The following is a 1,465-nucleotide window of genomic DNA, read 5'->3' as shown; positions in this document are numbered from 1 at the left end:
ATACATGTCAACACACTCAATCACATATAACATGCCTGGTACACTCTCACATGCAGTATACCTTTACACACACACGCACAGCATTCAGCCAAGAACGAAGAATATAGGAACTTCTCCAATTTCAATCGAGTGTTATAATTTGGTAATCTGTCTATACCCACTTGTACCCACGTGTTTTGTTTGGGCGAGCCTTTCTGATGCTACAATGTCGAAACACTCTCTTCCTTGTTTGGTTGATGTTGTAACTATATACCAGGTATCTTGTACGAGTATTACATACCAGGTACTCTATTACTATAATCAGCCTCAACCAACTAAGCTAGCCATTAACTCAACATGATTGGTACAGATAATAACATGATTGGTCCTCTTTCAACTACAAACTTCAACTTGTCTGAACACATGACGCATGCTATGATACTATAATAATGGACATGAAAGAACAGAAAAATATAATAGTAATAAAAAACGAGAAACGAAAAATGAAAAAAAAGAAGAAAACAAACAAATAAAAGAAAACAAAATAGTAATGAACGACAAAAAAGAAAAAAAGAAAAGAAAAATTTAAGAAGTAACTCAAGAAAATAACACGTCGCTGTGACTAAAGCGATCCACCAGACCCTGTTTCTACCTTGATCTTGTGACGTGCCAAAAGTGCCCTCCTTGTCTTTAAGGGCAGCTTGAGACGTTTCAGCTGCTTGATAACAAACGATGGAGAGCTCGAGTGAAGTGTAGATATTGGTTCCCACGAACGTTCTGCTTCCGAAAATCCTTTCCAGTTGACAAATGCTTCATAGTTACCGTTCGTCGATCTTCTTAATTCCAGTATTCCTTCCATTTCGAATTCGCCCTGATTAATAAGATATTGGAAAGTTTCTTTGATGTCTGCCGTTAACCCCAGAGAAGAGTCTTGGTAGAACTTCATACGTGCCACATGCACCGTTGATATATTTCCGTCCACGATGTTCTGAACCTGATATGCATGTTGCCTGGAAGCGTTAGTAACTCTCCAAGGACCTGACTGTAGACATAAGCTTCGACGATTTCCCTGCTTGCCTCACCTTTGCCACCAACACAAAATCTCCCACAACAAAATTTGGCAAAGTTCCTTTGCTGGCTCTACGCCTGCTCTCTTCACGCATCTGTTGAATAGTTGTAACAATGTGTTTATGCATAGCGTCGGTGGCAGCTGTCAGATCAGTAACCATCAATTTGATATCTTTGTCAGAGATTTGAACTACATCAACAACGTCAGTATGGTCGTGCATTAAGTATGCCAACATTGACGTGGGTTCCCTCCCAAAAAAGCTTTGTACGGTGAACATCCTAATCGCTGCCTGTGTGATGAGTTTAACGCCCATTGCACCATGGGTACAAACTTCTCCCACTCATTGAAGGCGCATCGATATTCAACAAGTAACGCTTTCAGTATACGTTGAACTTCTTTCATCATTGACTCTACCGT

The 1,465-nt window shown here is 40.1% G+C and carries 2 protein-coding genes; both read right to left on the bottom strand.

Annotated features, from left to right (window positions below; genetic code table 11):
- Positions 1 to 601 precede the first annotated feature (601 nt).
- Complete coding sequence (locus ABJF11_RS20570) at positions 602 to 961, bottom strand: hypothetical protein (RefSeq protein ID WP_348122179.1); 360 nt, start codon at positions 959 to 961, stop codon at positions 602 to 604.
- 37 nt (positions 962 to 998) lie between these two features.
- Positions 999 to 1,361 carry a hypothetical protein gene (locus tag ABJF11_RS20565; RefSeq protein WP_348122177.1) on the bottom strand — a complete coding sequence of 121 codons (363 nt, stop codon included), beginning with the start codon at positions 1,359 to 1,361 and terminating at the stop codon, positions 999 to 1,001.
- Between the last annotated feature and the right edge of the window lie 104 nt (positions 1,362 to 1,465).

Origin of the sequence: Reichenbachiella sp. (assembly GCF_039941815.1) — a bacterium.
Classification (GTDB): Bacteria; Bacteroidota; Bacteroidia; order Cytophagales; family Cyclobacteriaceae; genus Reichenbachiella.
The sequence above is the reverse complement of the archived record's forward strand: the minus strand, read 5'-3'. Positions and strand labels throughout refer to the sequence as shown.

What these genes read in the sequence shown, in the direction of transcription:
- ABJF11_RS20565 (WP_348122177.1), bottom strand. Translation starts at nt 1,361, where the DNA reads ATGGGCGTTAAACTCATCACACAGGCAGCGATTAGGATGTTCACCGTA.